This is a genomic window from Segatella copri (assembly GCF_019249765.2).
Classification (GTDB): Bacteria; Bacteroidota; Bacteroidia; order Bacteroidales; family Bacteroidaceae; genus Prevotella; species Prevotella copri_K.
Genome location: NZ_CP152484.1, coordinates 558896 through 584637, shown reverse-complemented (window position 1 = coordinate 584637; position 25742 = coordinate 558896). Strand labels below are relative to the sequence as shown.

Below are 25742 nucleotides of genomic sequence, written 5' to 3'. Positions count from 1 at the left end.
AATACATCACTATTCCGCATAAACACAGTGAATTTTAAGTTTATTTAGCAGCTTGATAAAAAACTGTAACTACTCAGCACCCCTATGGGCATGAGTAATCGTCTTACTGTTGTACTACAGCAAGAATTGCATTAAATTTAGAATTTCCGTTCTTCATAGCAGTTTCAGCAATGGAGTGCAACTTGGCAAAATCATCGGCACCGCTGTCTGTTCGGAAGCAACCGCTGACTTTCTGCTTTATCTTGATTTTCCTAACTCCCCGCTCACTGGCATTGTTCTCGTAAGGCACACTTGGATTGGAGAGAAAGGTAAATAGGTAGTCTTTGACTTTAAGGATACCCCTCTTGAATTTCTCAAACTCGTTATCTAAATGCGTGAGGCTTTCACCCAAGAGGTTCTTCATCTTTGTCTTCAGTACCTTTATCTTTCTAGAGGTAATGTTGTCCTCTCTTCTGAGATTTATAGAGTGTTCTATCAGATGGATGAATCTCCGTGACCAGTTCTGGTTTGGATCCAGTTCGTTCAGATACTCTGCATTCCTAAGAAGATGAGCCAGGCAGACCTGATGGTCCTTAACATTCATCTTGAAGTAGCTCTGATGTCTGTCAGTCACAAGTGTCGAATAGGGAAGTCCCTTTGGAAACCTGGAATCTATGGCCTTCTGACCTCGCGATTCTGACTGGAACACGTATGTAAGCAGGTCGTTCTGGAATATCCAGTTCCAATGCAGATGCTTTCCTACCGTAGCACCAGTTTCATCGGCTCCTACGACAGACGCTGTTTCCAGCCTCTTGCGTATTTCCTCATATGCACAGTCTGCCTTGCCGCTATTCTCTTTGAGTATGTTCTGCACTGTACCCTCACTTATATTCTGGCCGGACAGGTCGGATATAAGTTCTGCAATCCTTTTGAACGGAATACACTGCACTACATTAAGGTATGTCACCAGTGCACGGAGGTTGTCACCATACTTGATACGACAGTTGGGAGCTTCGCAGTTGTTTACGCAACCGCATTCACAGACCTTCTCGTAATACTGTTCCTCGCAGGTCTCTACGACCACCTTGATATCAACAATTTGTGTCTTACGGATCTTCTGGCATGGTATATCAATCAAGAGCCGACCACAGCATTTACAATAGACTGGTTCGTGCTTTACAATTACGTCTGGTTCTGCTATAGTCTGCAGTGTGTGACCCTTGTGGCCAGGCTGTCCACCGCTCGGCTTTCCGCTTGGCTTGCGAAGAGACTTTGTCCTGCGCAGCTCACGGGAAGCGATACTTTCTTGGGATGGAGGGATACTGCTGTTACTGCTGTTTTTCTCGGGCTTTCCTGGTGTACTTGATGTATCGTCATCAGCTCCCTCGAGTTCCTTGATGCGCTCTTTAGCAACGGCAAGTTCTGCCTTTGTGGAAGCAAGTTCTGTCTTTAGATTATGTATCTCCACGTCCTTCTGGTTAATGACACGGTTGAGGCGTCCGATCTCCTCAGTCTTCTCGGAGTCGGACTTCTCAAGTTTGCGCAGACGCTGGTTTATCTGGCGCAAAACAACATCTATGTCAGTACAGTCGCTTGCCATTTTTTTGGTGCAAAGATAAGCATTTTTCTCCACATGGCAAAATCACGATTTACATCCATTAACGCAGACTTTTGACTTACGGGGAATGCAAAAACGCATCTCCTGGCAGATAATCTGTTGAAAGGCGATAATAGACAAAGGAGACATGTTGGAGGCATCATCGGAAAAGAACTCGTTAAATGAACTGTTTTAAACAGCCTACGTCCTCATCGACTCAATCATTAAAAAGTTTGTAATGATGAAGAAAATAAGCAAAATCAAGTTTATGCTTTATTAACGAGAAGTTTTCTATAGGGGTGCTGAGTAGTTACAAAAAACTGTTATTATATTGCACATCACCCCTAAAAAGTGCGGTAAGGAGACGCTATCCATAGCGTTTGCCGACTTGCTTGTTTTTGTAAGATTCAAGCAAATGATGATTCATTATAATGGGCTTATAAACTCCAGGAAAAAAGAATCTATGAAAAAGTATGATAAAACATGAGCAAGTATGAGCAACTGTGAGTTGACACCTCACCGATTTTGTATCTTTGCATTGTGGTTCAGAGATAACATCTCATACCACCAAGAGGCAATGCGCAGCGCCCCCTACAACACAAACACAATTTATTAACCTTAAAAATGAAGACACTATGATTCTGTACACATTGAAGAAGTATGTCAACGAGAAGTTGAGCGCCGCTAACGGCAAGTTTTTCGCCTACCCTGTAATCACCCAGACCTATGGTCTTGATGAACTCGCAGAGCACATGGAAAGTCACAATACCCCGTTCTCAAAGGGAGCCATCAAGGGTATGCTCACCGACATGGTGAGCTGCGTAAGAGAACTGGTTCTGCAGGGTATCGCCGTGAAGATTCCCGACCTCGCCATTTTCAGCATCGGCATCAAGAACAAGGAAGGTGCTGCCTCCGAGAAGGAGTTCAGCATCACCAAGAACATTGCCGGACTGAAGCTCCGTGCCCGTGGCACCGGTGAGTTCAAGGCAAACAGTCTGAACCTCGATGCATCCCTGAAGAAGGCTACAGCCGTAAAAGGAGATGTTACTCCACCAGACGGCGGTAAGGACAACACAGGCGATACTACCCAGGGTGGCGGCACAAACCAGGGTGGCGACTCAACACAGACTGGCGGATCAGGCAACACCGAGAGCAGCGGCTCCGATGGTAGCGACGGCCTGGAGTAACCCCCTCGCCAGTAGATGAAGAAAGAAGGTTTTAGACAGGATGCAGTCCGGGATTCGGCTATAGCACCCCCGGCTATTCATCAATATAGCAAGCAGCATTGAAACACGCGCTATCAAGCCCATCTGCTCATCCTGTCAGCCTTCCTTCTCCAGTATCGCCCGGATATAGGAAATCCGAGCCCCCAATCCATTTATTAACCTTAAATCAAATGAAAATGAAAAGAGAAACACTCAAGAAAATTCTTAATTTCGTCATTACCGTTCTCACCGCCGTAGCCTCTGCCTTTTGTGTGCAGAGCTGCCAGTAGTATCAACCCTTTAAAGATTCAGCACTATGAAAAACACAAGAAAAATATCACTTATTGTTATTCACTGTTCTGCCACACGCGTCACGCAGGACTTCACCTTCGAAAAACTCGAAGCCTGTCATTTAGCCCGTGGTTTCCGCAGCATCGGTTATCACTACTACATCACGAAAGACGGCGTCATCTACCCCGGCCGTCCCGAGTCAGAAATCGGCGCCCACGCCCGCCATTTCAATGCACACAGTATCGGCATCTGTTACGAAGGCGGTCTCGACGCCGACGGCAATCCGGCAGATACCCGTACGAAGGCTCAGAAGCAGTCTCTCCAGAATCTCCTGACGAGTCTGTGCGTAGACTATCCCGAAGCCGAGATCCTAGGTCATCGTGATCTCCCGAACGTCCACAAGTCCTGTCCCTGCTTCAGTGTCCAGGCCTGGCTGAATGAAATCAAATTCCACATTTAGCCCTCTATTCAGCTGATATTGTTCATACTATATTATTTTTTCTACGCTCTCCCCCAATCTTAAGTGATTAAGGTTGGGGGATTTTTTGTCTCCTTTATTTCAGAAAGCGTTAGAAAGGGCAAAAGCTTTGTTTATTGCCCGGTATTTTAAAGCTTTTGCCCTTTCAGGGCGACAGGGTTGCGTCTGTAATTACCCGGGGCGATGCCCTGGGCTAAGAGCTTCTGCCCTTTCAGGGCGTGTGGGACAAAACTTGCGAAAGTTCGGTTAAATAATGTAAAAAAGTAACGTAATACTAAACTTTATATGTACTTTTGCATCGAATTAAATAAAAATAAGAAACAAATTAAAGAGAAAATATAAAAAAGAAGAAAGGATATGAAGATGAAAAGAATCATATTGACACTCACTATGCTGGTGGCTCTTGTAGCTACTGCATCTGCTCAGGCAGAGATTAAGTTCGACAAACTAATACACAACTTCGGTTCGTTCGAAGAGTCAAACCCGGTACAGAAGGCTACCTTTACCTTCACCAATGTGGGCAACAAGCCTTTGATTATCAACCAGGCTATTGCCAGCTGCGGCTGTACCATACCTTCTTACACCAAGAAGCCTATCGCTCCAGGCGAGAAGGGACAGATTAGTGTTACCTATAACGGCAAGGGCATGTTCCCTGGTCATTTCAAGAAGAGCATCACCGTCCGTTCTAACGGCAATGTAGAAATGTCACGTCTCTATATAGAAGGTGTTATGACAGAAAAGAAATAATCTAGCTCAATACATATTTAAAAGTAAGCATGATTTTCTATTTCTCCGGAACTGGAAATACCAAGTGGGCAGCAGCCAGACTGGCAGCGGCTACACACGAAGACTTGATTCCTATCGCCCCTTATATGCGGGCGGATGATTCAAGCCACAATATAGCCGAGCCGTTTATTCTGAAAGAGAATGAACGGCTCGGATTCGTTTTCCCCGTACATGGCTGGAGAGTTCCACGCCTTGTAAGGGAGTTTATCAGGAAGATGAAGATAACTTCTGATGCTACTACAGAAGGTAATAAGAAGATGGTCAGGAAGCATCCTTTCGCCTATTGCGTCTGTACTGCAGGCGACAGCATCGGACTCACCATCGAAAACCTCAACGATACGATTGCGCTGAATGCATCGCTTCAGGCATTGGGCATCACGGAGGTTTCTGCTTCCTACTCGCTCATCATGCCGGAATCTTATGTAGGACTTCCTTTCATGGATGTTGATCCGAAGGAGCGCGAAGTTCGTAAGAAATCGAAATCGGCACAGGAACTGGCGGTTATCTGCGAAGAGATATTCGACAGGAAAGAGGGCGTGAACCGTCTGGTAAAAGGTCCTATCCCCTGGTTTTTCACCAAGGTTGTGGGCGGATTCTTTGAGAAGGTGCTCATCACCGACAAGCGGTTTCATGTGGAGAAAGACAAGTGCGTGAAGTGTGGCATCTGTGCCAACGTCTGTCCTGTAGGCGATATCAAGGGCGGGCACGGAGAATATCCGGAATGGCTGCATCACAAGGATTGCCTCACCTGCTTTACCTGCTATCACCATTGTCCGCATCACGCCATCGAGTTTGGTCACCAGACTCAGAAGAAAGGACAATACTTTTATAAATAATCCCCATCTACCCTAACTGTTTATGAAGAAGACAATCATCTCTCTGGCGCTCGCCTTCCTGGGCATCGCCAATCTCTATGCCGTAAAGGCTAAACCGGGCATCGCCAAGATTATGCTGGCTGACGGAACCATGGCATGTGCTACCCTGCATGGCGACGAAACCTTCCACTACTACATGCTGCTGGACGGTACGCCCCTGCGGGAAACCCAAGACGGAAAATACGAAAAGATAACTGCTGAAGAGCTGAACACCCGAAAAACCCGTGCTTTCTCTTCAGAGAATCTTACAAGAGCATCTGCAATAGGAACCGTTAGACCAAGCTATTTTCCTCATAAGGGAAGTCCGAAGGCATTGGTACTTCTGGTGCAGTTTCAGGATGTGAAGTTCAAGAGTAAGGATCCGGTTGCTACATTCAACCATTACCTCAACGGAAAGAAGGGAGAAGCTATGCCTGAGGCTGATAAAGAAGTGTTTATCACCAACGAGAATTACTGCCAGAACTATGGCAGCGTACAGCAGTATTTCGCTGACATGAGCGATAACCAGTTTATACCACAGTTTGACGTAGTGGGTCCTGTTACGGTAAGCAAGAATTCTGCTTATTATGGCAAGAACGGAGTTGACGACGGAAGTGACACCAACTATTCTCAGATGATTAAGGAAGCCTGCCAGCAGGTAGACTACAAGGTAAACTTTGCCGATTACGACAGCGATGGCGACGGATATGTAGACCTCGTATACGTGATTTATGCCGGCTATTCTGAAAGCATCTCAGGTAATTCAAGTGATTGCCTCTGGCCGAAATCGGGTACCGTAGGAGTGGGAACCTATGACGGAAAAAAAGTACGCCGGTTCGGCATCAACAACGAGCTGAACAATAAGCCTGAAGATACCAAAAACGGCAAATACTACATCAATGGTATCGGTCTCTTCTGTCATGAGTTTTCGCATACCCTCGGTTTGCCAGACATCTATCCGACCAGCGGCATCACAAACCATAACCAGAGTCCTGAATATTGGGACGTTATGGATATGGGCAATTATCAGGCTGACGGCTACCAGCCTATCCCTTATTCACCATGGGAGAAGAGCATCGTAGGATGGAAACAGCCTACCCTCCTTTCTGATACCGAGGCGAAGCAGATAAAGCTGGAACCATACGACAAGGCATCGGATGCATTCAAGATTATAGCCAACAGCCAGGGCGAATACCTGCTGCTGCAGAATATCAGAAACGAGGGATGGTACAAGGAGGCTTTTGGTTACGGATTGCTGGTATGGCGCATCGACTACGATGACAAGACTTCGGTTAATCTGTTTGATAAACCCAACAACACGCTAGGTAAGCCAAGGGTAATGATTGTTCCTGCAGACGGAATGGTATACAACAGCTATAATAGAACTGTCAGCGACAATGATATTATCACGAGTCTTCAGAACGACCCGTTCCCGACCTACAAGGCAGGCTCTGCTACAGAGTACGAGGTGAACAGTCTGACCAGTATCACCCTGAACAACAGTGTTGATACGAGTCATCCGCTCTACAACATCACTAAGGATGAAGCAACCGGTCTGGTTACCTTCGATTATCTCAAGAACTTCTCTCCTACCGGAATCTCTTCGGTCATCATCGGTAAAGACAGACCGACAGCCTATTTTGATCTGGAAGGCAGAAAGGTTTCCGTTCCACAAAAGGGCAAGATTTATATCACCAATAAGGGACAGAAGATAGTATACTAATAAATAAACAAAGAGGGTGTGTCATGTTTAATGACACACCCTCTTATTATTTTAATATATTCTAGGACCGAAGATGGTGGTACCTACACGAACCATCGTGCTGCCGTGCTTGACGGCAATATGATAATCGTGACTCATACCCCAGCTACGCTCGCAGAAAGCATCATCATCAGCAAAATATCTGGCCTTTATCTCATCAAAGAACCGGGCAGCCTCATCAAACTCCTGAGCAATCTGCTGCTCATCGTCTGTATTAGAAGCCATCATCATGATACCACAAATCTGCACATGCTTCATCTCCCGCCATTCTCCTGCCTCCAGGAGTTCGCGGCAAGCATCAAGAGAAAGACCCGATTTGGTATCTTCCTCAGCCAGATGAAGTTCCAGAAGAACCTTCACCACACGATTATGCTTGGCAGCCTGCTTCTCAATCTCCTTGAGAAGTTTCAGACTGTCTACCGATTCAATCATCGAGATATAAGGTGCGATATACTTCACCTTATTGGTCTGCAGATGACCGATGAAATGCCACTCGATGTCCTCAGGCAGCGAAGCCACCTTCTTGGCGAGTTCCTGCTCATGACTCTCGCCGAAGATACGCTGTCCTTCAGCATAAGCCTCCTCGATATACTCGTTGGGATGGAACTTGCTGATGGCAACGAGACGGACACCGGCAGGCAAGCTGCCCAGCACCTCATGGAGATTTCCTTTTACATCATAGTCCATATTCTAAATGTTGAATGTTGAGTGTTGAGTGTTGAATGTTGAATGTTGAATGTTGAATGTTGAGTGTTGAGTGTTGAATGTTGAGTGTTGAATTAACCTTTGTGTCCCGTTAGGCAACTCAACATTCAACATTCAACACTCAACATTAATTTATTTCTCCTCGTATTCAGGCACATCATTCTTCTCCTCTTTCTTCTCGTTAGGAGCATGGTGCTCGAATACATCCATCAGTTTGGTTTCGTTCAAACCAACCACATCATAATCTATCATAGTCTTGCCCATCACCTCATCAATATAACGGAGGGCACGGGCGAGAGACTTAGCCTGAACAAGATAGGTAACATTGCTGCGCTTCTCCTTCTCACTCTTCTCATCAATTGTGATGAACTGGAGTTTAGCCTTATACCACTTATCATCATCATCCACATCGCTGAAGAAGATTTCGCCGTAGCAAGCCTTACCGATACCGCTCACCTTCAACTCGCCGCTTACATAAACCGACATCTCATCGATGATGGCGCTCTCAGCCTCGGTAAAGCTCAAAGCATCTACTACGTATGCTTCAGAAACAACCTTTTCTGAACCATCCTCCATTGTCTTCTGATATTTCACTTTGGTCTCAAACCATGTACTTGTTCTACTTCTCATATTTTTCTTCTTACTTATTTTAATTAATTAGTATAATCTTATAACAATTCTTGAAATTAAGTGCAAAGTTATAAAAAAGAAAGCAAAGAGCGACATATTTAAAGAGTTTTTAATCAAAAAATAAAATTTAACCGAAAGTTATTCTCAATTCTCATCTAATTTTCTTATCTTTGCAGCCGAATAGCGTAAATTGAAAAGACCAGAAGGTCATAGAATTCAATTTTCGACACGGATAATTAATAGAAAGAAACAATATTTTAAGATGCCAGAAATATCTGTACGCGGTCTTGAAATGCCAGAGTCACCTATCAGAAAGTTGGCTCCTCTGGCTGCCGCAGCAAAAAAACGTGGAGTAAAGGTATATCACCTCAACATCGGTCAGCCTGACCTTCCAACTCCTCAATGTGGCCTAGATGCCTTGAAGCATATAGACCGCACGGTCTTGGAGTATTCTCCAAGTCAGGGCTATCTCAGCTATCGCGAGAAGCTTGTAGATTACTATAAGAAATTCAACATCAACGTAACTGCCGATGATATCATCATTACATCGGGAGGTTCTGAGGCTGTACTCTTCTCTTTCATGAGCTGCCTCAACCCTGGCGACGAGATTATCGTACCAGAACCTGCTTACGCTAACTATATGGCGTTTGCCATCTCGGCGGGTGCCAAGATCCGTACCATCGCCACAACGATAGAAGAAGGTTTCTCCCTGCCTAAGGTGGAGAAGTTTGAGGAGCTGATCAATGAGCGCACCCGTGCCATTCTGATCTGCAACCCTAACAACCCTACGGGCTATCTCTATACCCGCAGAGAGATGAATCAGATTCGTGACCTGGTGAAGAAGTACGACCTCTATCTCTTCTCTGATGAGGTTTACCGTGAGTATATCTATACCGGCAGTCCTTATATCAGTGCGATGCACCTGGAAGGCATCGAGCAGAACACGGTTCTCATCGATTCTGTTTCGAAGCGTTACAGTGAGTGCGGTATCCGTGTGGGTGCCCTCATCACCAAGAATGCTGAAATCCGCAAGGCGGTGATGAAGTTCTGCCAGGCCCGTCTCTCTCCTCCACTGATTGGTCAGATTGTAGCCGAAGCTTCTCTGGATGCTCCAGAAGAGTACTACCGCGACGTATATGATGAGTATGTAGAGCGCCGTAAGTGTCTGATAGACGGCTTGAACCGCATTCCGGGCGTATACTCTCCTATTCCTATGGGAGCCTTCTATACCGTAGCCAAACTGCCTATCGATGATTCAGAAAAGTTCTGTCGCTGGTGTCTGGAGGAATTCAACTACGAGGGCGAAACCATCATGATGGCTCCAGCCTCCGGTTTCTATACGACTCCTGGAGCCGGCCACAATCAGGTTCGTGTAGCTTACGTCTTGAAGAAACACGATCTGGAGCGTGCTCTGGTGGTTCTGGGTAAGGCACTTGAGGCTTATCCGGGAAGAGTGGAAGACGAAGGACTATAACAATGTTGTATGTTGAGTGTTGAATGTTGAGTTGCCTAACGGACACAAAGATTAAATTAACACTCAACATTCAACACTCAACACTCAACACTCAACACTCAACATTACAAAAGATGAATTTTCCTCTATTTATAGCAAAGAGATTATATAGCGATCAGGGCGATAAACGTAAAGTTTCTCGCCCTGCTATTCATATAGCCACTGCAGGTGTTGCTATCGGACTCGCCATTATGATTATGTCGGTATGCGTAGTGCTCGGATTCAAGCATACCATACGCGACAAGGTAATAGGATTCGGAAGCCATATACAGGTGGCCGACTTCATGACGCTGCAGCAGCAAAACCAGTATCCGGTGGTCATGAACGACTCGATGGTCAACGTACTGAAAAAGATACCTGGCGTAAAACATGTGCAGAAATTTGCCATGAAAGAGGGAATCCTGAAGACGGACAGCGATTTCCTGGGCGTCATGTTCAAAGGTGTAGGACCTGATTTCGATTCTACCTTTATCCATCAGAACATGATCGAAGGCAGCATCCCTAAGTTTGATGACAAAGCGAGTCATAACCAGATTCTCATCTCACAGCTGATGGCTGATAAGCTGAAGCTGAAGACGGGAGAACGCATCTTTGCCTACTTCTTTGATGACAACGCAGTGCGTATGCGCCGCTTCACCATCAAGGGTATCTATCAGACCAACCTGAAGAAGTATGATGAGGTAATGGTATACACCGACCTCTATACTGCCGTGAAACTGAACGGATGGGAAGAAGACCAGGCGAGCGGTGCAGAACTGACCGTTAACGACTTCAACAAGCTCAACGAGACTGAAGATTATATTATTAATAAGGTGAACCGCACGGTAGATCACTATGGAGAAACCTACAGCAGTTCTACCATCAAGGACCTGAATCCAAACATCTTCCAATGGCTGAGCCTGATGGATCTGAATGTCTGGATTATTCTCGGTCTGATGCTGATAGTAGCCGGCGTCACCATGATCAGCGGTCTGCTCATCATCATTCTGGAACGCACCTCCATGATAGGCGTAATGAAGGCATTGGGTGCCCGCAACAAGACCATCCGCCACACCTTCCTGTGGTTTGCCGTCTTCATCATCGGCAAGGGTATGCTTCTGGGCAACATCATCGCCCTCGGCATTCTTACCCTCCAGTACTTTACAGGCATCATCAAACTCGATGCACAGACCTATTATGTAAGTACCGTTCCGGTAGAATTCAACTGGCTTGCCATCATAGCCCTGAACATTGCTACGCTGCTGATAAGCATCTTCATGCTCGTAGCACCAAGCTACCTGATTTCTCATATCCATCCAGCCAAATCAATGAGATATGAGTAAAATACAGTCTATAACACCACAATATATAGACTAAAAAGGAAAAAAACTAATTATTTTATATAGTTTTTGAAAATAGTGCACATTTTATTTTGCAGTGTGCACTATTTTCATTATCTTTGCACAAAATTTTGTAAATTGTGCAATGAATTCAATACCAAGTTTTAACTCGTATATTGAGAACAGCATTATCAAGAATTGGAATCTGGATGCGCTCACCGATTACAAGGGCACAACCCTCCAATATCACGATATTGCCAGAAAGATTGAGAAGCTACACATCCTGTTCGAAAACAGCGATGTAAAGAAGGGCGACAAGATTGCCGTCTGCGGAAGAAATAGTAGCCAGTGGGCAGTAGCCTTCCTGGCCATTATTACTTACGGAGCCATTGTCGTACCTATACAGAACGAATTCAAGCCTGAGCAGATTCACAACATCGTGAACCACAGCGAAAGCAAACTTCTGTTCGTTGGTGACGTGGTAGCTACAGAGATAACACCAGAGGAGATGCCTTCGCTGGAAGGAATCATCTATCTTCCGGACAATTCGCTTGTCATCTCGCGCTCTGAGAAACTGACTTATGCGCGCGAGAACCTCAATGCCATGTTCGGACACAGATATCCTAAGTATTTCAGACCAGAACACGTGAAGTATCACGTAGACGATCCTGAAGAACTGGCGATGATCAACTATACCAGTGGAACTACCGGTTTCTCAAAAGGTGTGATGCTCCCATACAGAGCACTTTGGGGTAATCTCGACTACCTCATCGATTCAGTGAAACCTAAGATAGGTAAGAACTGCAACATCCTTTCTACCCTTCCGATGGCTCACATGTATGGACTCATGACAGAATTTCTCTTCAACATAGTATTGGGTAACCATATCTTCTTCCTTACCCGTCTGCCGAGCCCAACGCTCATCTCAGAGGCGTTGTCAGAAATCAAGCCAGACATCCTCTATGCGGTGCCGCTTGTAGTAGACAAGATTGTAAGAAAGGAAGTATTCCCACATATCCAAACCAACCGTGCACGACTGCTGATGAACATGCCTGTCATCAATAAGCGCATCAAGGAGAAGGTTCGCGAGTTTGTATTGAGAAAGTTTGGCGAACGTCCTTACGAGGTTGTTGTGGGTGGTGCTCCGCTCAACAAGGAGATAGAGAACTTCTTCATCAGCGTAGGTTTCCCTATCGCAATGGGATATGGTACTACTGAGACTGCTCCACTTATCACCTTTGCCCATCAGAACAACTACGTGGCAGGAAGCTGTGGTGTTGCCGTGAAGCACATGGAGGTAAAGGTTTTGAGCGATGACCCGGAGAACGTAGCCGGTGAACTGGTTTGCCGCGGCATCAATGTGATGAAGGGCTATTACAAGAACCAGGAGGCAACAGATGCCGTAATAGATGAAGACGGATGGTTCCATACAGGCGACCTGGCAACGATGGACGCCGACGGACATATCTTCGTTAAAGGCAGAAGCAAGAACATGCTGCTGGGACCTAACGGACAGAATATCTATCCGGAAGAGATTGAGGACAAGCTCAACTCCATGGCTATGGTCAACGAGAGCATCGTAATACAGAACGATGACAAGCTGGTAGCTCTGGTTCATCCGGATATGGAAGAAGTTAACAACCTCGGCTTTACAGACGAAGACCTGGAGAACATCATGGAGCAGAACCGCAAGGAACTGAACATGCAGATACCTAGCTTCGCAAAGGTGTCACGCATCAAACTTCATAATCAGGAATTTGAAAAGACAGCCAAGAAGTCTATCAAGCGTTACCTCTATCAGAACGCTATCTAGAGACAGGCCCTATCTGCTGACAGATCATCAGCAGATAAGGTCTATCATCAGCAAACTGACTTCAGTACGAGAAAAATATAAAAAAGCAAATCGTTAAATAACAAGAATATGGAGATTCCAAGCTTTAACGCACTAATCCAAAAGAGCATCGTAGACCATTGGGATATGGATGCTCTGACAGACTACAAGGGAGCAACCTTGCAGTACCATGATGTAGCACGCAAAATTGAGAAGCTACACATCATGTTTGAGAACTCTGGTGTAGTAAAGGGCGACAAGATAGCACTTTGCGGTCGAAATAGCGCAAACTGGGCTGTAGCATTCCTTGCTACCCTTACTTATGGTGCCATTGCCGTACCTATCCTGCATGAATTCATGCCAGACCAGATTCACAACATCGTAAACCACAGCGATGCCAAACTGCTCTTTGTGGGTGATGTTGTAGCTACACAGATTGATGCAACGAAGATGCCAGGTCTTGAAGGCATCATCTATATACCAGATTATTCACTTGTCGTTTCACGTACCGACAAGTTGACTTATGCCCGCGAACACCTCAACGAGATGTTCGGTATCAAGTATCCTAAGTACTTCCGCAAAAACCATGTCAACTACTATATGGAACAGAATCCGGATGAGTTGGCTATGATCAACTACACCAGCGGAACTACCGGTTTCTCCAAAGGAGTAATGGTTCCATACCGTGCACTCTGGGGCAATGCAGATTTTGCTGAGGACGTACTGGGTAAGAAGATTAAGCCGGGAGATTCCATCATCAGTATCCTGCCGATGGCCCACATGTACGGCATGGCGTTTGAATTTATCTTCGAATTCATCAAGGGCTGCCACGTCTTCTATCTCACCCGCATCCCTAGTCCAGCCATCATCGCCGAGGCATTCGGACGCATCAAGCCAGCCGTCATCATAGCTGTACCTCTGGTTATCGAGAAGATTATCCGCAAGAAGGTATTCCCTAAGATCCAGAACAACCGCATGCGTATGCTGCTCCACATGCCTGTAATCAGCAAGAAGGTGAAGGAGAAGATATGCGACCAGGTATCCAATGCCTTCGGTGGCAACTTCTACGAGGTGATTATCGGTGGTGCAGCCTTTAACCAGGAAGTGGAAAGTTTCCTCCATAGCGTAGGTTTCAAATATACCGTGGGATATGGCGCAACAGAATGTGCCCCTATCATCTGCTACGAGGATTACAAAAACTTCGTACCGGGCTCTTGCGGTAAGGCTGCCCTCCACATGATGGTCCGCATCGACAGTCCTGATCCTGAGAATGTACCGGGCGAAATCCTTGCCAAGGGTCCTAACGTAATGTTGGGTTACTATAAGAATGAGGAAGCTACCAAGCAGACCATCGACGAGAACGGATGGTATCATACAGGCGACCTCGGAACCATGGATGGTGACGGCAACGTCTTCATCAAGGGTCGTAGCAAGAACATGCTGCTCGGCGCAAACGGTCAGAATATCTACCCTGAGGAGATTGAGGATAAGCTCAACTCTTTGGCTCTGGTAGCAGAAAGCGTGGTTGTACAGAAGGGAGACAAGCTCATTGCTCTGGTTCACCCAGACTATGATGAAGCTCAGACCCTGAATCTCGGTACCAACGAACTGGCAGATGTCATGGAGCAGAACCGTCAGGAGCTCAACACCATGATTCCTGCTTACAGCAAAGTATCAGAAATACGTATACATGAAGATGAGTTTGAAAAGACTCCTAAGAAGAGCATCAAGCGATTCCTCTATACGGCAGAATAAAAAAAGTGTGACTTCAGAACATTGAAGTCACACTTTTTTATTTTATGATTATAATAAAGTATTCGAGCGGATTCTGGACAGCGTTTCCGGAGTCATCTGCAGATAGCTTGCGATATAGGTGAGCGGAGCACGCAGAACCACCTGTGGGTTCATTTCACACAGGCGCTTATATTTATTAGGTGCCGACTCAAATCGCATCAGATCGGCATGAATCTGAGACTGAATCAAACTCTCTTCCAGTATTTTACGATAAAGCATCTGGATATTGACATTACGCATAGCAGCCGCCTCCAGCTTCTTCTTCGGTAGCATATACACCAGAGTAGGCTCCAAAGCTTCCACCTGCAGGCGGGTAGGTTCTTCCTTAAAGAGGCTCTCAATGCACATAAAGATGGAATGATCCACACCCAGATGTTCGGTCACCTCCTTGCCATTCTTTAAGTAAAATTGGCGTATCAATCCCTTCTCGATGTACGAGATACCCATGCACTGTTCACCTTCAGGCAAGATCATCTCGCCCTTGCCATACTTGATAGGCTCCAGGATATCTTCCATCACATCGAGCTCATCATGAGTCATCGTACTATATTTACGCGCCAACTCGCGCGCAATATCACGCTTAGGGGTAATTACTTTAAAGTCTGCCATAATACTTAACCTCCTTTTACTTTATACTTATATTAAATCATTAGTCGAGTTTGAGCACAGCCAGGAAGGCTTTCTGTGGAACTTCCACATTTCCAATCTGCTTCATGCGCTTCTTACCCTTCTTCTGCTTCTCCAGCAACTTGCGCTTACGGCTCACGTCACCACCATAACATTTGGCAGTAACATCCTTGCGCACCTGCTTAACAGTCTCACGTGCCACAATCTTGGCACCGATAGCTGCCTGGATAGCAATATCGAACTGCTGACGAGGTATGAGGTCCTTCAACTTCTCGCACATTCTGCGGCCGAAGCTCACAGAGTTATCGCGGTGAGTCAAAGTACTCAATGCATCTACAGGCTCTCCATTCAACAGGATATCGAGCTTCACCAGGTCGGAATGACGGAATGAATCGATATGATAGTCGAACGAAGCATATCCCTTGGAGATACTCTTCAGCTTGTCATAGAAGTCGATGACGATTTCTCCCAATGGCAACATGAAGTGGAGCTCTACACGGTTTCCACTCACATATTCCTGGTTGATGAGTTCGCCTCGTTTATCCAGACAGAGTTTCATGATAGGTCCAATATAATTGGTTGCCGTAATGATGGTTGCCCGGATATATGGTTCCTCAATATGGTCTATCAGTGTTGGGTCTGGCAATCCGGAAGGATTGTGAACCTCTTTCACACCGCCCTGCTTGTCGTATACCATATAAGATACGTTAGGTACGGTAGTGATGACATCCATATTAAACTCACGGTCCAGTCTCTCCTGTACGATTTCCATGTGGAGCAATCCGAGGAATCCGCAACGGAAACCGAAGCCCAAAGCCACAGAACTCTCTGGCGAGAAAGTCAATGAAGCATCATTGAGCTGCAGTTTTTCGAGCGATGCACGCAGATTCTCGTAATCGCTAGGATCGATAGGATAAACACCGGCAAAGACCATAGGTTTCACTTCCTGGAAACCCGCAATCGCCTTGTCACAAGGACGGGCGATATGGGTAATGGTATCACCCACCTTTACCTCGGTAGCATTCTTGATACCCGAGATGATATAACCTACCTCACCGGTACCCAATTCCTGGCGTGGAATCATATCCATCTTCAATACACCGATTTCGTCAGCATCATATTCCATGCCGGTATTGAAGAACTTCACTTTATCTCCCTTACGGATCACGCCATTCTCTATCTTGAAATAGGCGATGATGCCGCGGAAAGAGTTGAATACAGAGTCAAAAATCAAAGCCTGAAGCGGTGCCTTCTCGTCTCCTACCGGAGCAGGAACACGATTAACAACAGCTTCCAGTATATCTTCTACACCCTCACCGGTCTTACCTGAAGCACGGAGAATATCCTCATGCTTACAACCGATCAGGTCTACAATTTCGTCTTCTACCTCATCAGGCATAGCTGAAGGCATATCTATCTTATTGATTACCGGAATAATCTCCAGGTCGTGCTCGATAGCCATATAGAGGTTTGAAATAGTCTGTGCCTGAACGCCTTGAGTTGCGTCAACAACCAGCAGTGCTCCCTCGCAAGCAGCGATGGAACGGGAAACTTCGTATGAGAAGTCAACATGTCCCGGAGTATCAATAAGATTCAGGATATAGGTCTGTCCATCCTTTGCCTTATATTCCATTTGGATAGCGTGACTCTTGATCGTGATACCACGTTCTCTTTCCAAATCCATATCATCAAGCATCTGGCCTTCAGTAATCTTGATGGTCTGAGTCTTCTCCAGAAGTCGGTCTGCCAAGGTACTTTTACCATGGTCTATATGTGCAATAATGCAGAAATTTCTTATTTTATTTATATTCTCCATATAATTTTCTCTCTTTAGAGTGCAAAGATAGTATTTTTTTTCGTATCTTTGCACAAAATATTGAAAATAATAGAGATTTTTAGATAAAAAATAGAAAAATCATGAAGAAAAAGTTGATTTACATCGGTATTTTTGCTTCTTTGCTCGTTTCTTGTACAGAAAGTCTGGAGGACAAAGCGGCTCGTGAAGCCAAGGAATATACTGAAAAATACTGTCCTACTCCATACGTCAACGACGCCAGGACTGACAGTGCTGCATTTGATAAAACCAAGAAGATATATACGTACTATATCTCTTTGAGAAACAAGGCAGATAACAAGAAGGCGATTGATGCCAACAAGGATAAACTCCATAAGATTCAGAAGGAAGCCCTGGACAACAACCCTGGTCTGAAGAAATATAAGGAAGAGCATTTCACCTTCCGTTTCGTATATCATTCGGCTAAGAACCCGAAAGAGGTATTGCTGGATGATACCTTTAAGTATTAGAAAAAGGAAGGTGTGTCATAAGTCCAGATAATGGCAGCAAGACGCCCTGAAAGGGCAAAAGCTCCTAGCCCAGGGCAGCGCCCTGGGTATAATGGCAATCAGCAAGACGCCCTGTAAGGGCAAAAGCTTTGTATACTGCCAGGTATTTTAAAGCTTTTGCCCTTACAGGGCGACAAGTTTGCGTCTGTAATAACCCAGGGCGCTGCCCTGGGCTAGGAGCTTCTGCCCTTTCAGGGCGTATTGGATGTGACTTATGACACACCCTCCTAAAACACTCTTAATATCCCATTTCCTGCAAAGCTGTAGCCAACTGGTCTGGACAGCTAGTAGGCTTATTGCCACAAGTGATACCCTTCAGTCGGGCGATGACCTCCTTTGCCTTCATGCCCTTAATCAAAGCACAAACGCCCTTGGTATTGCCATCGCAGCCTCCGATGAACTGGGCATCCTGCACATTTCCATCTTCATCTATACTGATGCAGATGTATTTTGAGCAGGTGCCATGAGTCTGATAAGTTACCTTCTGCAACTTATCCTGTTTGTCTTGCTGCAACATAATGCTTATTCTGCGTCTGCAGGAATTTCTGGCTTCATGTTGGTATATACAGTCTGAACATCGTCAAACTCTTCCAACTTCTCAACCATCTTGTCGATAGTTTCGCGCTCCTCAGGAGTTACATCCTTCAAATCATTAGGGATGTAAGTGAACTCAGCACCAGTTACCTCGAAACCCTCAGCCTCCAGGTGCTTCTGAATTTCGCCGAAGCTTGTAGGAGCACCATAGATAGTGATTTCGTTGTTCTCCTCATCCTCATCAAACTCATCTTCTACACCGTAGTCGATCAGGTCGAGAATCATCTCGTCCATATCCAGACCTTCCTTCTTCTTGAATGTGAACACAGCCTTGTGGTCGAAGAGGAAAGACAGAGAACCTGTTGTACCCAAGTTTCCGCTGAACTTGTTGAAGATAGAACGAACGTCAGCAACAGTACGTGTAGTGTTGTCTGTCAGAGTATCAACGAAGACAGCCACTCCGTGAGGGCCATATCCCTCGTATGTTACCTCCTTGTAATCGCTGGTATCCTTGCCACAAGCGTTCTTGATGGCACGAGCGATGTTATCCTTAGGCATGTTCTCACGCTTACAGTTAGCGATGATAGCACGCAATGATGGGTTGTTCTCTGGTTCTGGACCGCCTGCCTTCACAGCAATAGCAATCTGCTTACCCAACTTAGTAAATGTCTTGGCCATGTGGCCCCATCTTTTCAGCTTTGTAGCTTTACGATATTCAAATGCTCTTCCCATTGGAATAAAATTTTAAATGTTTATCGTTTGTTTATAATATTATCTTAATTCTGCACTGAGCACCTTCTGCATTATCTCAATTCTGCATTGAGCTTGCCTGTAAGGTTGGCTATGAGCTTCTTCATGATAGCATCTATCTGCTTATCATTCAGAGTCTTCTCCTCATCCTGCAGGATGAAGTTAACGGCATAACTCTTCTTGCCCTCTGGCAAATGCTCACCCTCGTAAACATCAAAGAGAACAACGCTCTTCAGAAGTTTCTTCTCTGTCTGGCGGGCAATCTGCTCAATCTGAGCGAACTCTACATTCTTGTCTACGAGCAATGCAAGGTCGCGGCTCACTGAAGGATACTTGCTGATGTCGGTGTAAGTAAGGTTCACCTTCTTCACTGCCTTCATCAGGTTATCCCAGTGGATATCAGCATAGAATACATCCTGCTCGATATCGAATGCTTTCTTCAACTTCAGGCTCAGGATACCCAGTTCTACCAATACCTTTCCGGCACGGGTCTCGTAATTTACGCCCTTAGAGAAGATGTTATTGTCGCTGTGCTTGATAACCACGTTGTTCTGTGGCATACCCACACGGCGGAGAATATTCTCTACCACAGCCTTCAACTCGTAGATGTTACTCTGCTCATCAGCATGAGCCCAACTGCCCTCTACGCGCTTACCGGTGATGAAGAGAGACATGTGAGCCTCCTGAGAGTAAGCCTTGATAGGACTCTCCTCGCTCCATTTCTCCTTATTATATATATAGGTGTTACCCACCTCGAAGAACTTCAGGTTCTGGCTCTTATGGTTGATGTTGCGAACCACGCTCTCCAAACCACCGAACAGCATCGTCTGGCGCATCACACCGAGATCAGCACTCAATGGGTTCATCACCTTCACGGTTGTCTCGTTAGGATACTTGTTGAGGTCGAAGTCGGTATAGTAGCTAGCCTTGCTCAGAGAGTTGTTGAGAATCTCCATGAAGCCCTCGCCTACCAGCTGCTCTGCCACGAGGTTCTGGCTGTGATAAGCCTTGTCCTCATCGCCCTGAACAGTCAGGGAGCTCTTCAACTGGGTTGGAATCTCCACATTATTATATCCATAGATACGGAGGATATCCTCTACTACGTCGCAAGGACGCTGAACGTCTACACGATAAGCAGGAACCAGGAGGTCGATGCCCTCAGCATCCTCCTTCACAATCTTCATCTCGAGAGATGTAGCAATGTTCTTGATGGTTTCAGCACCAATCTCCTTACCGATGAGGCGATGCGCATACTCATAGTTCAGACGAACAGGGAAATCCTGCATTGGCTCTGGATATACATCCTTGATCTGCATGGAAATCTTACCGCCTGCCAACTGCTTACAGAGGATGGCTGCCTGCTTCAAAGCATAAATCTGTCCGTTTGGATCTACACCACGCTCAAAACGGTAGCTGGCATCTGTGCTCAAACCATGACGGCGAGCGCTCTTGCGGATCCATGTAGGATGGAAGTAAGCACTCTCCAAGACTACATCCTTGGTTGTCTCGTAAGTACCAGAACCCTTACCGCCGAAGATACCGGCGATACACATAGGCTCCTCAGCATTGCAGATGCTCAGGTCGTGCTCACCCAAGGTATGCTCCTCGCCATCGAGAGTAACAAACTTGGTGCCCTCTGGCTGGGTACGAACTACAATCTTATGACCGGTAACCATGTCTGCATCGAAGCAGTGCAATGGCTGGCCGTATGCCATCATGATGTAGTTGGTGATATCCACGATATTGTTGATAGGGCGCAAGCCGATGATGTTCAGCTTATCCTGCAACCACTTAGGACTTTCCTTCACCTCACAACCGGTGATGCTTACACAGGCATAACGCTTGCAAGCCTCAGTATTCTGGATTTCAACATCGATAGGAAGATCCTCGTTGTCTACCACAAACTCATCGCAAGATGGGCGATGCAAACTTGTCTTGTAGCCATTCTGCTTCAACCAGGCATACAGGTCGCGGGCTACACCCCAGTGACCGAGCGCATCAGCACGGTTGGCTGTGATATCAATCTCGATGAGCCAGTCGCTCTCCAGGTGATAATACTCAGCAGCAGGCTGACCTACCGGAGCATCTTCTGGGAGTACGATGATGCCGTCGTGAGAGGTACCTACACCAATCTCATCCTCAGCACAGATCATACCCAGACTCTCTACACCGCGGAGTTTGCTCTTCTTGATGGTAAAACTCTGGTCGCCATCGTAAAGCACGCAGCCCAAATCAGCCACGATAACCTTCTGACCTGCAGCAACATTAGGTGCACCACAGACAATCTGCTGAGGTTCGCCCTTTCCCAAGTCAACGGTTGTAACATGGAGGTGATCACTGTTAGGATGCTCCTCGCATGTCAATACTTTACCAACATAGAGACCTTTCAGTCCGCCCTTGACAGACTGAACTTCTTCCAAAGCGTCAACTTCGAGTCCGCAAGAGGTCAACGCGTCCGCAGTCTCCTGTGGTGTCAAATCGAAATCGACGTATTCTTTAAGCCATTTGTATGAAACGTTCATTATAATGATTTTTTATTTTATTTCTATTTTGAAAAACCCGAAGAAACATCATTCGGGCTATGCATGTTCTAAAACTCTGCAAAAATACAAAAAAAAATGCATATAAACAAATAACATTCGCCATTTTTGCACTATTTAAAATAAATACATGCAAAAATGGCGAATGCCTTGGTTTTTATTCGAAAACTTCGTCGATGCTGCCACCTCCTACTTCCTCAAAGTCATCCTGTTCGGCTGCCTTGCGGGAACAAGGATCGTAGTCTTCCGGCAAATCGAACTTGATAGCAGGACTGATACCCAGCGACGGGTCGGCATAAACCTTCTTCATGAATATCGCCCAGATAGGCAAAGCCATGGTAGCACCCTGACCCATACTCATGGAATCGAAGTGAATATCGCGCTCCTCACCACCTACCCAGCAGCCACTTACGAGTTGTGGAGTAAAGCCGATAAACCAACCGTCGCTGTTGTTATTGGTAGTACCGGTCTTGGCGCCAATCTGTCCTTCCAGGTTATAACGGTAGCGCAGTCTTCCTGCCGTACCATTATCCACAACGCCCATCAGCATGGTGAGCATCTTCATGGCATTATCGGCACTGATCACCTCGTTCATACGTGGCTGGAAGGTAGCAATCGTATTACCTTCATTATCCTCGATACGGCTCACAAACATTGGAGCAGTACGGATGCCGTGGTTGGCAAATACGGTATAAGCGCTCACCATCTCGCTGACACTTACCTCACATGGTCCCAGACAGAGACTCATGGATGCATGGATATCAGGACTGTTGATGCCGAAGTCGCGCAACATCTGTACGAACTGCTGCGGATTGAGCTTACTCATCAGATAAGCACTCACCCAGTTGCTACTCTGCGCCAATCCCCAACTCAGCGGAACCATCTGTCCGGCACGTGAATGGTTGGCATTGCGAGGTGTCCACGGACGACCTGCCACCATATAGGTCCGCTGACGGTTAGGCGCCAGATCGCAAGGCTGGAAGCCGTTAGACATCGCCAGACTGTAAAGGAATGGCTTGATGGTAGAGCCCACCTGCCGGCGTCCCAGACTCACCATATCATACATGAAATGAGTATAATCCAATCCACCCACATACGCCTTCACAGCACCCGTCTTAGGATCCATGCTCATAAAACCGCTACGCAGAAAACTCTTGTAATAACGGATAGAATCGAGCGGACTCATCAGCGTATCAATATCACCATGATAGGTAAATACGGTCATCTCCTGCTTCTTGCGGAATGCCGCCTTGATTTCATCCTCAGAATATCCCGCAGCCTTCATCGTACGGTAACGCTCACTCTGGGTGATACTGCGGTTCAGTATACTCTTAATCTGTTGCGGTGTCAGCTTATCGCTGTATGGCGAGCTTGGTTTGCGGGCTATCTCTGCACTGAAGCGAGGCTGCAGATAGCGGGCTACATGCTGATACATAGCCTCTTCCGCATACTGCTGTATACGGCTATCGATAGTTGTAAACACCTTCAGTCCATCACTGTATACATTATATGGCGAACCATCCTTCTTATAGTTCTTGTTGCACCATCCATAGAGCGGATCATTATCCCACTGGATAGAATCCACCACAAACTGGGCACGGTTCCAGGATGGATAATCACTGCGCTCCGGACGCTTAGCCATCATATACTGGCGAAGGAACTCACGCAGATAAGTAGCCGAGCCGTCCTTATGGTCGGTACGGTGGAAATTGAGTGTCAGCGGCTCAGCAGCATACTGGCTATACTCGCTCCGGCTCAGATATCCCGCCTTCACCATCTGCGAAAGAACCACATTTCTGCGCTCCCTCGCTCTCTCCGGATAGCGAACCGGATTGAAGAGCGACGGATTCTTGCACAGTCCGATGAGCGTTGCCGACTCACAGAGGGTCAGATTCTTCGGTTCCTTATTAAAATAGGTATTGGCCGCCGTCTTGATTCCTACAGCATTGTGCAGGAAATCGAAGTAATTGAGATAGAGAGCAAGAATCTCCTCTTTGGTATAATAGCGTTCCAGCTTCACCGCAATCACCCACTCTATCGGCTTCTGCAACAATCGTTCCATCGTACTGCCTGCCTTCTCAGAATAAAGCTGCTTGGCGAGCTGCTGCGTGATGGTACTTCCACCACCCGCATTAGTCTGTCCCAGGATACCACGCTTGACGATGGCACGTCCCAGTGCACGGAAGTCGATACCCGAATGTTCATAGAATCGCTCATCCTCAGTAGCCACCAGTGCCTTTATTAAATAAGGTGACATTTTCTTGTAAGGAATCACGATACGGTTCTCCTTGTTCAGGTTCCACGTACCAAGCACCTTGCCATCGGCAGAGTAAACCTGGGTGGCAAATCTGTTGATAGGATTCTGCAGATCCTCGATGTCGGGCATGTAGCCAATCATTCCAAACCAAATGGCAACAAAGGCAAGAATTACCATGAGTATTCCAGTGCCGAAAACAGCCCATAAAATATGTATAAATCGCTTTCTCATCACTATTTCTTTAAATATTTGTGCAAAATTACATAAAAGTTTTGACTTATCGCACATAAATCAGATTTTTTATGTAACTTTGTGGGCGATTTTAGAACATTCAATCAAATTTCAAATGGAAAAACATAATTTTGTGACCATTGCAGACCTTTCCAAGGAGAAAATCATGTACCTCCTGGAAATGGCGCAAGAGTTCGAAAAGCACCCGAACAGGGAGTTGTTGAAGGGAAAGGTCGTAGCGACCCTTTTCTTCGAGCCATCTACTCGTACCCAACTCAGTTTCCAAACCGCTGCCAACCGTCTTGGTGCCCGTGTCATTGGTTTCTCTGATGCCAAGACATCCAGTACCACCAAGGGTGAGACCCTCAAGGATACCATCCTGATGGTAAGCAACTATGCCGATGTAATCGCCATGCGCCATTTCATCGAGGGAGCAGCCCAGTATGCCAGTGAGGTAGCACCAGTGCCTATCGTAAATGCAGGCGACGGCGCTCACATGCACCCTTCACAGTGCCTGCTCGACCTCTACTCTATCTACAAGACCCAGGGTACCCTGGAGAACTTGAACATCTATCTTGTGGGTGACCTCAAATATGGCCGCACCGTTCACTCACTTATCACAGCTATGCGCCACTTCAATCCTACTTTCCATTTCATCGCACCTAAGGAACTCGCTATGCCAGAAGAGTATAAACTCTACTGCAAGGAGCACAACATCAAATATGTTGAGCACGAGGACTTTAACGAAGATGTGATTGCAGGTGCCGACATCCTCTACATGACCCGTGTACAGAAGGAGCGTTTCAGCGACCTGATGGAGTATGAACGCGTAAAGAACGTGTATATCCTGAAGCGCGACATGCTCTGCAAGGCGAAGGAGAACATGAAGATCATGCATCCGCTGCCACGCGTGAACGAGATTGCTTACGATGTAGATGATGATCCACATGCATACTTCATCCAGCAGGCTCAGAACGGTCTCTATGCACGTGAGGCTATCTTCTGCCACTGCCTCGGCATCTCGCTCGATGATGTGAAGAACGATAAAAGCATAATTGAATAATGTTGAATGTTGAATATTGAATAATGTTGAATGTTGAATGTTGAATGTTGAGTTGCCTAACGGACACTTAACATGGGCCTCAAGGGCGCAAGCCTCACTCAACATTCAACACTCAACATTCAACACTCAACATTCAACACTCAACACTCAACACTCAACACTCAACATTAAAAAAAAAGAGATGGGAAACAATAAAAGTCAATTAGTGGTTGCGGCTATCGAGAACGGTACCGTAATCGACCATATACCAGCCGAAAAGACCTATCAGGTAGTAAATCTGCTCCAGTTGGAGAAGATGGAGACTCCTGTTACTATCGGCTACAACCTGCCAAGCAAGAAGATTGGCAAGAAGGGCATCATCAAGGTTGCCAACAAGTATTTTACCGATGAGGAAATCAACCGACTCTCTGTCGTTGCGCCTAACATCGGACTGAGTATCATCAAAGACTACGAAATCGTAGAGAAGAAGACCGTCAAGACTCCTGATACGCTGAAGGGCATCGTAAAGTGCAACAACCCTAAGTGCATCACCAACAACGAGCCTATGCAGACCCTCTTCCATACCGTAGACAAAGTGCTCGGTATCGTACGTTGCCACTACTGCGACAAAGAGCAGCAATTGGGCAAAGTAGAGCTCTGCAAGTAATAAAAAC

The 25742-nt window shown here is 46.2% G+C and carries 22 protein-coding genes; 13 read left to right on the top strand and 9 right to left on the bottom strand.

What is annotated here, in order from left to right; all coding sequences use genetic code 11:
• Positions 1-103: 103 nt before the first annotated feature.
• Positions 104-1579, bottom strand: coding sequence for an IS66 family transposase (tnpC, locus tag KUA46_RS02350; protein ID WP_434725783.1), 1476 nt, complete (start codon positions 1577-1579; stop codon positions 104-106).
• Positions 1580-2211: 632 nt separating this feature from the next.
• Here tnpC and KUA46_RS02345 point away from each other — a divergent pair.
• From KUA46_RS02345 to KUA46_RS02320, 6 genes are all read left to right on the top strand, one after another.
• Positions 2212-2763 (top strand): DNA-binding protein, encoded by a 552-nt coding sequence (locus KUA46_RS02345; protein WP_218487717.1) that lies wholly within the window; start codon positions 2212-2214, stop codon positions 2761-2763.
• Positions 2764-2978: 215 nt separating this feature from the next.
• Entirely contained in the window at positions 2979-3071 is a 93-nt protein-coding gene (locus KUA46_RS02340; protein ID WP_167529916.1) for a smalltalk protein, read from the top strand.
• Positions 3072-3097: 26 nt separating this feature from the next.
• A complete protein-coding gene (locus KUA46_RS02335) occupies positions 3098-3532 on the top strand; it encodes an N-acetylmuramoyl-L-alanine amidase (RefSeq protein WP_022121070.1) in 435 nt (144 codons plus the stop codon).
• Positions 3533-3913: 381 nt separating this feature from the next.
• Complete coding sequence (locus tag KUA46_RS02330; protein ID WP_022122030.1) at positions 3914-4297, top strand: DUF1573 domain-containing protein; 384 nt, start codon at positions 3914-3916, stop codon at positions 4295-4297.
• 29 nt (positions 4298-4326) lie between these two features.
• Positions 4327-5172: an EFR1 family ferrodoxin gene (locus KUA46_RS02325; RefSeq protein WP_153082168.1), complete on the top strand. Its 846-nt coding sequence runs from the start codon at positions 4327-4329 to the stop codon at positions 5170-5172.
• A gap of 22 nt (positions 5173-5194) precedes the next feature.
• The gene (locus KUA46_RS02320) at positions 5195-6913 is read left to right on the top strand and encodes a M6 family metalloprotease domain-containing protein (protein WP_218487718.1); all 1719 of its coding nucleotides are present in this window, start codon (positions 5195-5197) and stop codon (positions 6911-6913) included.
• A gap of 51 nt (positions 6914-6964) precedes the next feature.
• Here KUA46_RS02320 and KUA46_RS02315 read toward each other — a convergent pair whose 3' ends face one another.
• Both KUA46_RS02315 and KUA46_RS02310 read right to left on the bottom strand, forming a co-directional pair.
• Positions 6965-7639: a YggS family pyridoxal phosphate-dependent enzyme gene (locus KUA46_RS02315; RefSeq protein WP_022122026.1), complete on the bottom strand. Its 675-nt coding sequence runs from the start codon at positions 7637-7639 to the stop codon at positions 6965-6967.
• A 150-nt stretch (positions 7640-7789) separates the two neighbouring features.
• Positions 7790-8287, bottom strand: coding sequence for a DUF4494 domain-containing protein (locus KUA46_RS02310; RefSeq protein ID WP_153085631.1), 498 nt, complete (start codon positions 8285-8287; stop codon positions 7790-7792).
• A gap of 262 nt (positions 8288-8549) precedes the next feature.
• Between KUA46_RS02310 and KUA46_RS02305 the strand changes: the two genes are divergently transcribed.
• The 4 genes from KUA46_RS02305 (at position 8550) to KUA46_RS02290 (ending at position 14705) form a co-directional block, all read left to right on the top strand.
• The gene (locus KUA46_RS02305; RefSeq protein ID WP_006846964.1) at positions 8550-9761 is read left to right on the top strand and encodes a pyridoxal phosphate-dependent aminotransferase; all 1212 of its coding nucleotides are present in this window, start codon (positions 8550-8552) and stop codon (positions 9759-9761) included.
• A 113-nt stretch (positions 9762-9874) separates the two neighbouring features.
• Positions 9875-11122, top strand: coding sequence for an ABC transporter permease (locus KUA46_RS02300; protein WP_119238114.1), 1248 nt, complete (start codon positions 9875-9877; stop codon positions 11120-11122).
• Between the two features lie 142 nt (positions 11123-11264).
• Positions 11265-12932: an AMP-binding protein gene (locus KUA46_RS02295; protein WP_218487719.1), complete on the top strand. Its 1668-nt coding sequence runs from the start codon at positions 11265-11267 to the stop codon at positions 12930-12932.
• A gap of 108 nt (positions 12933-13040) precedes the next feature.
• Entirely contained in the window at positions 13041-14705 is a 1665-nt protein-coding gene (locus KUA46_RS02290; RefSeq protein ID WP_218487720.1) for an AMP-binding protein, read from the top strand.
• Positions 14706-14753: 48 nt separating this feature from the next.
• Here the strand turns inward: KUA46_RS02290 and KUA46_RS02285 are convergent, their stop codons facing one another.
• Positions 14754-15353 (bottom strand): Crp/Fnr family transcriptional regulator, encoded by a 600-nt coding sequence (locus KUA46_RS02285; protein ID WP_153095719.1) that lies wholly within the window; start codon positions 15351-15353, stop codon positions 14754-14756.
• Between the two features lie 40 nt (positions 15354-15393).
• Positions 15394-17187, bottom strand: a complete 1794-nt coding sequence (lepA, locus tag KUA46_RS02280; protein WP_022120308.1) for a translation elongation factor 4 — start codon at positions 17185-17187, stop codon at positions 15394-15396.
• 101 nt (positions 17188-17288) lie between these two features.
• Between lepA and KUA46_RS02275 the strand changes: the two genes are divergently transcribed.
• Entirely contained in the window at positions 17289-17675 is a 387-nt protein-coding gene (locus tag KUA46_RS02275; protein ID WP_006846970.1) for a hypothetical protein, read from the top strand.
• A 277-nt stretch (positions 17676-17952) separates the two neighbouring features.
• Here KUA46_RS02275 and KUA46_RS02270 read toward each other — a convergent pair whose 3' ends face one another.
• From KUA46_RS02270 to KUA46_RS02255, 4 genes are all read right to left on the bottom strand, one after another.
• Positions 17953-18231: a TIGR03905 family TSCPD domain-containing protein gene (locus KUA46_RS02270; protein ID WP_006846971.1), complete on the bottom strand. Its 279-nt coding sequence runs from the start codon at positions 18229-18231 to the stop codon at positions 17953-17955.
• A 5-nt stretch (positions 18232-18236) separates the two neighbouring features.
• The gene (locus KUA46_RS02265; protein WP_022120814.1) at positions 18237-18980 is read right to left on the bottom strand and encodes a YebC/PmpR family DNA-binding transcriptional regulator; all 744 of its coding nucleotides are present in this window, start codon (positions 18978-18980) and stop codon (positions 18237-18239) included.
• 71 nt (positions 18981-19051) lie between these two features.
• Complete coding sequence (gene pheT, locus KUA46_RS02260; protein WP_153082162.1) at positions 19052-21520, bottom strand: phenylalanine--tRNA ligase subunit beta; 2469 nt, start codon at positions 21518-21520, stop codon at positions 19052-19054.
• A gap of 175 nt (positions 21521-21695) precedes the next feature.
• On the bottom strand, positions 21696-24026 hold the full coding sequence (locus KUA46_RS02255) for a penicillin-binding protein 1A (RefSeq protein ID WP_117587316.1): 2331 nt from the start codon (positions 24024-24026) through the stop codon (positions 21696-21698).
• A 115-nt stretch (positions 24027-24141) separates the two neighbouring features.
• On the opposite strand from KUA46_RS02255, the gene pyrB reads away from it, so the two are divergent.
• Positions 24142-25089 (top strand): aspartate carbamoyltransferase, encoded by a 948-nt coding sequence (pyrB, locus tag KUA46_RS02250; RefSeq protein ID WP_218487721.1) that lies wholly within the window; start codon positions 24142-24144, stop codon positions 25087-25089.
• A 181-nt stretch (positions 25090-25270) separates the two neighbouring features.
• Positions 25271-25735 (top strand): aspartate carbamoyltransferase regulatory subunit, encoded by a 465-nt coding sequence (gene pyrI, locus KUA46_RS02245; RefSeq protein ID WP_117587317.1) that lies wholly within the window; start codon positions 25271-25273, stop codon positions 25733-25735.
• Positions 25736-25742 lie beyond the last annotated feature (7 nt).

What these genes read in the sequence shown, in the direction of transcription:
- KUA46_RS02305 (WP_006846964.1), top strand. Translation starts at nt 8,550, where the DNA reads ATGCCAGAAATATCTGTACGCGGTCTTGAAATGCCAGAGTCACCTATC.
- lepA (WP_022120308.1), bottom strand. Translation starts at nt 17,187, where the DNA reads ATGGAGAATATAAATAAAATAAGAAATTTCTGCATTATTGCACATATA.
- KUA46_RS02320 (WP_218487718.1), top strand. Translation starts at nt 5,195, where the DNA reads ATGAAGAAGACAATCATCTCTCTGGCGCTCGCCTTCCTGGGCATCGCC.
- KUA46_RS02340 (WP_167529916.1), top strand. Translation starts at nt 2,979, where the DNA reads ATGAAAAGAGAAACACTCAAGAAAATTCTTAATTTCGTCATTACCGTT.
- KUA46_RS02290 (WP_218487720.1), top strand. Translation starts at nt 13,041, where the DNA reads ATGGAGATTCCAAGCTTTAACGCACTAATCCAAAAGAGCATCGTAGAC.
- pyrB (WP_218487721.1), top strand. Translation starts at nt 24,142, where the DNA reads ATGGAAAAACATAATTTTGTGACCATTGCAGACCTTTCCAAGGAGAAA.
- KUA46_RS02265 (WP_022120814.1), bottom strand. Translation starts at nt 18,980, where the DNA reads ATGGGAAGAGCATTTGAATATCGTAAAGCTACAAAGCTGAAAAGATGG.
- KUA46_RS02300 (WP_119238114.1), top strand. Translation starts at nt 9,875, where the DNA reads ATGAATTTTCCTCTATTTATAGCAAAGAGATTATATAGCGATCAGGGC.
- KUA46_RS02255 (WP_117587316.1), bottom strand. Translation starts at nt 24,026, where the DNA reads ATGAGAAAGCGATTTATACATATTTTATGGGCTGTTTTCGGCACTGGA.
- KUA46_RS02315 (WP_022122026.1), bottom strand. Translation starts at nt 7,639, where the DNA reads ATGGACTATGATGTAAAAGGAAATCTCCATGAGGTGCTGGGCAGCTTG.
- pyrI (WP_117587317.1), top strand. Translation starts at nt 25,271, where the DNA reads ATGGGAAACAATAAAAGTCAATTAGTGGTTGCGGCTATCGAGAACGGT.
- KUA46_RS02325 (WP_153082168.1), top strand. Translation starts at nt 4,327, where the DNA reads ATGATTTTCTATTTCTCCGGAACTGGAAATACCAAGTGGGCAGCAGCC.
- KUA46_RS02335 (WP_022121070.1), top strand. Translation starts at nt 3,098, where the DNA reads ATGAAAAACACAAGAAAAATATCACTTATTGTTATTCACTGTTCTGCC.
- KUA46_RS02275 (WP_006846970.1), top strand. Translation starts at nt 17,289, where the DNA reads ATGAAGAAAAAGTTGATTTACATCGGTATTTTTGCTTCTTTGCTCGTT.
- KUA46_RS02285 (WP_153095719.1), bottom strand. Translation starts at nt 15,353, where the DNA reads ATGGCAGACTTTAAAGTAATTACCCCTAAGCGTGATATTGCGCGCGAG.
- KUA46_RS02330 (WP_022122030.1), top strand. Translation starts at nt 3,914, where the DNA reads ATGAAAAGAATCATATTGACACTCACTATGCTGGTGGCTCTTGTAGCT.
- KUA46_RS02345 (WP_218487717.1), top strand. Translation starts at nt 2,212, where the DNA reads ATGATTCTGTACACATTGAAGAAGTATGTCAACGAGAAGTTGAGCGCC.
- KUA46_RS02310 (WP_153085631.1), bottom strand. Translation starts at nt 8,287, where the DNA reads ATGAGAAGTAGAACAAGTACATGGTTTGAGACCAAAGTGAAATATCAG.
- pheT (WP_153082162.1), bottom strand. Translation starts at nt 21,520, where the DNA reads ATGAACGTTTCATACAAATGGCTTAAAGAATACGTCGATTTCGATTTG.
- KUA46_RS02270 (WP_006846971.1), bottom strand. Translation starts at nt 18,231, where the DNA reads ATGTTGCAGCAAGACAAACAGGATAAGTTGCAGAAGGTAACTTATCAG.
- tnpC (WP_434725783.1), bottom strand. Translation starts at nt 1,579, where the DNA reads ATGGCAAGCGACTGTACTGACATAGATGTTGTTTTGCGCCAGATAAAC.
- KUA46_RS02295 (WP_218487719.1), top strand. Translation starts at nt 11,265, where the DNA reads ATGAATTCAATACCAAGTTTTAACTCGTATATTGAGAACAGCATTATC.